Source organism: Actinomadura sp. KC216, assembly GCF_004348535.1.
In the GTDB taxonomy this organism is placed as follows: domain Bacteria; phylum Actinomycetota; class Actinomycetes; order Streptosporangiales; family Streptosporangiaceae; genus Spirillospora.
Genome location: NZ_SMJX01000446.1, coordinates 1 through 5410, shown reverse-complemented (window position 1 = coordinate 5410; position 5410 = coordinate 1). Strand labels below are relative to the sequence as shown.

The 5410-nt window shown below is 58.8% G+C and carries 3 rRNA genes; all 3 read left to right on the top strand.

Annotated features, from left to right (window positions below):
• Positions 1-48 precede the first annotated feature (48 nt).
• The 3 genes from E1264_RS39630 (at position 49) to rrf (ending at position 5397) form a co-directional block, all read left to right on the top strand.
• Positions 49-1566: ribosomal RNA gene (locus E1264_RS39630) — 16S ribosomal RNA — on the top strand.
• A gap of 439 nt (positions 1567-2005) precedes the next feature.
• Positions 2006-5116: ribosomal RNA gene (locus tag E1264_RS39625) — 23S ribosomal RNA — on the top strand.
• Between the two features lie 164 nt (positions 5117-5280).
• A 5S ribosomal RNA gene (rrf, locus tag E1264_RS39620) occupies positions 5281-5397 on the top strand.
• Together the 16S, 23S and 5S rRNA genes form the textbook arrangement of a ribosomal RNA operon.
• The last annotated feature ends 13 nt before the right edge of the window (positions 5398-5410 follow it).

Below are 5410 nucleotides of genomic sequence, written 5' to 3'. Positions count from 1 at the left end.
AGGTTTGGCCGGTGTGGAGGTTCGCCCCTTCGTGCTGGTCGTGTGGCCTTAATGGAGAGTTTGATCCTGGCTCAGGACGAACGCTGGCGGCGTGCTTAACACATGCAAGTCGAGCGGAAAGGCCCCTTCGGGGGTACTCGAGCGGCGAACGGGTGAGTAACACGTGAGCAACCTGCCCCTGACTTCGGGATAAGCCTGGGAAACTGGGTCTAATACCGGATATGACCCTCTCTCGCATGAGGTGTGGGTGGAAAGTTTTTCGGTTGGGGTTGGGCTCGCGGCCTATCAGCTTGTTGGTGGGGTGATGGCCTACCAAGGCGACGACGGGTAACCGGCCTGAGAGGGCGACCGGTCACACTGGGACTGAGACACGGCCCAGACTCCTACGGGAGGCAGCAGTGGGGAATATTGCGCAATGGGCGGAAGCCTGACGCAGCGACGCCGCGTGGGGGATGACGGCCTTCGGGTTGTAAACCTCTTTCAGCACCGACGAAGCTAACGTGACGGTAGGTGCAGAAGAAGCGCCGGCTAACTACGTGCCAGCAGCCGCGGTAATACGTAGGGCGCAAGCGTTGTCCGGAATTATTGGGCGTAAAGAGCTCGTAGGCGGTTTGTCGCGTCTGTCGTGAAAGCCCACGGCTTAACCGTGGGTCTGCGGTGGATACGGGCAGACTAGAGGCAGGTAGGGGAGAATGGAATTCCCGGTGTAGCGGTGAAATGCGCAGATATCGGGAGGAACACCGGTGGCGAAGGCGGTTCTCTGGGCCTGTACTGACGCTGAGGAGCGAAAGCGTGGGGAGCGAACAGGATTAGATACCCTGGTAGTCCACGCCGTAAACGTTGGGCGCTAGGTGTGGGGTTCTTCCACGGATTCCGCGCCGTAGCTAACGCATTAAGCGCCCCGCCTGGGGAGTACGGCCGCAAGGCTAAAACTCAAAGGAATTGACGGGGGCCCGCACAAGCGGCGGAGCATGTTGCTTAATTCGACGCAACGCGAAGAACCTTACCAAGGCTTGACATCGCCGGAAAACTCGCAGAGATGCGGGGTCCTTTTTGGGCCGGTGACAGGTGGTGCATGGCTGTCGTCAGCTCGTGTCGTGAGATGTTGGGTTAAGTCCCGCAACGAGCGCAACCCTCGTTCCATGTTGCCAGCACGTTATGGTGGGGACTCATGGGAGACCGCCGGGGTCAACTCGGAGGAAGGTGGGGATGACGTCAAGTCATCATGCCCCTTATGTCTTGGGCTGCAAACATGCTACAATGGCCGGTACAGAGGGCTGCGATACCGTGAGGTGGAGCGAATCCCGTAAAGCCGGTCTCAGTTCGGATCGAAGTCTGCAACTCGACTTCGTGAAGTCGGAGTCGCTAGTAATCGCAGATCAGCAACGCTGCGGTGAATACGTTCCCGGGCCTTGTACACACCGCCCGTCACGTCACGAAAGTCGGCAACACCCGAAGCCCGTGGCCCAACCCTTGTGGGGGGAGCGGTCGAAGGTGGGGCCGGCGATTGGGACGAAGTCGTAACAAGGTAGCCGTACCGGAAGGTGCGGCTGGATCACCTCCTTTCTAAGGAGCACCAACTGGCCAGGTCGTTCACCCCTCGGGGTGGGGGATCGTGGTCGGTGGCCGCCGTTGATGGCGAATGTCTGTCAGGTGGCTGCTCATAGATGTGGAGCACTGGTTATTCATCAGGCCGCTCGTGCGGCTCGGCAAGTACCGTCTTGGAGCTGTTGCTCTGGGGAGTGGGAACGGCGGGTTCCGGGTGGGTGGTCTGGTGGGCACGCTGTTGGGTCCTGAGGAAACGGGCGCGAGCCCGGTGACCTCTGGATCGCGGGACCAGCCACCTCGCCCCTTGTTGTTGGGGGTGGGGTGCTGGTGGGCCCGGTTGTTTTTTGAGAACTGCACAGTGGACGCGAGCATCTCTGGTGAGAGCTTGATGCCTTGCTCCTGTCATGGGGGTGGGGTTGATGGTTCTTATCTGCGATTTGTTTTGATCGTTTTGTGTGTTCAAGTTTTTTAGGGCATACGGTGGATGCCTTGGCATCAGGAGCCGATGAAGGACGTGGGAGCCTGCGATATGCCTCGGGGAGTCGGCAACCAGACTTTGATCCGGGGATTTCCGAATGGGGAAACCTGGCACTCGTCATGGGGTGTCGCCGCCGTCTGAATGTATAGGGCGGTTGGTGGGAACGCGGGGAAGTGAAACATCTCAGTACCCGCAGGAAGAGAAAACAATTGTGATTCCGTGAGTAGTGGTGAGCGAAAGCGGAGGAGCCTAAACCGTGCGCGTGTGATACCTGGTAGGGGTTGCGTGTGCGGGGTTGTGGGACCATCCGGCTGGGTCTACCAGTCCAGCAAGGAGTTACAAACTGCTCGGGTAGTCGAATGGCATGGGAAGGCCGACCGTAGACGGTGAGAGTCCGGTAGACGAAACTTGAGTGGCTTCTGGGTGTGTTCCCGAGTAGCACGGGGCCCGTGAAATCCCGTGTGAATCTGCCACGACCACGTGGTAAGGCTGAATACTTCCTGATGACCGATAGCGGACCAGTACCGTGAGGGAAAGGTGAAAAGTGCCCCGGTGAGGGGTCGTGAAAGAGTACCTGAAACCGTGTGCCTACAAGCCGTCAGAGCCTCCTCAGGAGGGACTTGTTTCCTTTTGTTGGTGATGGCGTGCCTTTTGAAGAATGAGCCTGCGAGTTATGGTGTGTGGCGAGGTTAACCGGTGGCGGGTAGCCGTAGCGAAAGCGAGTCTGAATAGGGCGTTTTTAGTCGCATGCTGTAGACCCGAAGCGGGGTGATCTAGCCATGGGCAGGGTGAAGCGCCGGTAAGACGGTGTGGAGGCCCGAACCCACCAGGGTTGAAAACCTGGGGGATGACCTGTGGTTAGGGGTGAAAGGCCAATCAAACTCCGTGATAGCTGGTTCTCCCCGAAATGCATTTAGGTGCAGCGTTGCGTGGTGCTTGCCGGAGGTAGAGCTACTGGATGGCTGATGGGCCCGACAAGGTTACTGACGTCAGCCAAACTCCGAATGCCGGTAAGTTAGCGTGGCAGTGAGACTGCGGGGGATAAGCTTCGTAGTCGAGAGGGAAACAGCCCAGATCATCGGCTAAGGCCCCTAAGCGTGTGCTAAGTGGGAAAGGATGTGGAGTTGCCGTGACAACCAGGAGGTTGGCTTAGAAGCAGCCATCCTTGAAAGAGTGCGTAATAGCTCACTGGTCAAGTGATTCCGCGCCGACAATGTAGCGGGGCTCAAGCACACCGCCGAAGCCGTGGCATCCGCACCATGTGGTGTGGGTGGGTAGGGGAGCGTCCTGCAGCCGGTGAAGCCTCCGAGTGATCGAGGGGTGGAGGCTGTGGGAGTGAGAATGCAGGCATGAGTAGCGAGTCACACGTGAGAAACGTGTGCGCCGGATGACCAAGGGTTCCTGGGGCAGGCTAATCCGCCCAGGGTAAGTCGGGACCTAAGGCGAGGCCGACAGGCGTAGTCGATGGACAACGGGTTGATATTCCCGTACCCGCTGGTATGCGCCAACGCTGAACCCCCTGATGCTAAGACCCCGAAACCCGGGTGGAGCCTTCGGGCTGTGCTTGGGTGGAGCGGTCGGCCCGAGGGGGTAGTAGGTGAGTGATGGGGTGACGCAGGAGGGTAGCTCAGCCCGGGCGATGGTTGTCCCGGGGTAAGGCTGTAGGGAGAGAGATAGGTAAATCCGTCTCTCGCATATCCTGAGAGCTGATGCCGAGCCGTTTTAGGTGAAGTGAGTGATCCCATGCTGCCGAGAAAAGCCTCTAGCGAGTGTACCGGCGGCCCGTACCCTAAACCGACTCAGGTGGTCAGGTAGAGAATACCAAGGCGATCGGGTGAACTGTGGTTAAGGAACTCGGCAAATTGCCCCCGTAACTTTGGGAGAAGGGGGACCACGCCCGGTGATGGAGTTTTCCTCCGGAGCTGGGTGGGGTCGCAGAGGCCAGGGGGAAGCGACTGTTTACTAAAAACACAGGTCCGTGCGAAGTCGTAAGACGCGGTATACGGACTGACGCCTGCCCGGTGCCGGAACGTTAAGAGGACCGGTTACACCCTTTTGGGGTGGACGCTGAGAATCTAAGCGCCGGTAAACGGCGGTGGTAACTATAACCATCCTAAGGTAGCGAAATTCCTTGTCGGGTAAGTTCCGACCTGCACGAATGGCGTAACGACTTCCCCGCTGTCTCAACCACAGGCCCGGCGAAATTGCAGTACGAGTAAAGATGCTCGTTTCGCGCAGCAGGACGGAAAGACCCCGGGACCTTCACTATAGCTTGGCATTGGCGTTTGGAGCGTCTTGTGTAGGATAGGTGGGAGACTGTGAAGCCGGCACGCCAGTGTCGGTGGAGTCGTTGGTGAAATACCACTCTGGTCGTTTTGAGCGTCTAACCCGCACCCCTGGATCGGGGTGGGGGACAGTGCCTGGTGGGTAGTTTAACTGGGGCGGTTGCCTCCTAAAGGGTAACGGAGGCGCCCAAAGGTTCCCTCAGCCTGGTTGGCAATCAGGTGGCGAGTGTAAGGGCACAAGGGAGCTTGACTGTGAGACGGACGTGTCGAGCAGGTGCGAAAGCAGGGCCTAGTGATCCGGCACCGGCGTGTGGAAGCGGTGTCGCTCAACGGCTAAAAGGTACCCCGGGGATAACAGGCTGATCTTCCCCAAGAGTCCATATCGACGGGATGGTTTGGCACCTCGATGTCGGCTCGTCGCATCCTGGGGCTGGAGTAGGTCCCAAGGGTTGGGCTGTTCGCCCATTAAAGCGGCACGCGAGCTGGGTTTAGAACGTCGCGAGACAGTTCGGTCCCTATCCGCTGCGCGCGTAGGAGAATTGAGAGGGTCTGTCCCTAGTACGAGAGGACCGGGACGGACGGACCTCTGGTGTGCCAGTTGTCCCGCCAGGGGCACGGCTGGTTGGCTACGTTCGGTCGGGATAACCGCTGAAAGCATCTAAGCGGGAAGCCTTCCTCGAGATGAGTTCTCCCACCCCTTTGTGGGTGTAAGGCCCCCAAGAGACGATTGGGTTGATAGGCCGGGGATGGAAGCGCCGCAAGGTGTGGAGTCGACCGGTACTAATAGGCCGAGTGGCTTGAACACACAATTCGTTCAATCCAAATCGCTGCAAGATGTGTTCGCGTCCCTGTGTGGTTCCCAGAAAACAACCTGGACCCGCGTATTTACAAGTGAAGATTGTTGTGCCGGACCTGTTGGTTCGGGCGTCCAAGGGTTTGCCCGCCCCCGGTGGGGTGGTGCGTTGGGCGTTCGGTGGTTTTGGCGAAGGGGAAACACCCGGTCCCATCCCGAACCCGGAAGTTAAGCTCTTCAGCGCCGATGGTACTGCATGGGAGACTGTGTGGGAGAGTAGGACACCGCCGGACATTTCTTATGGGG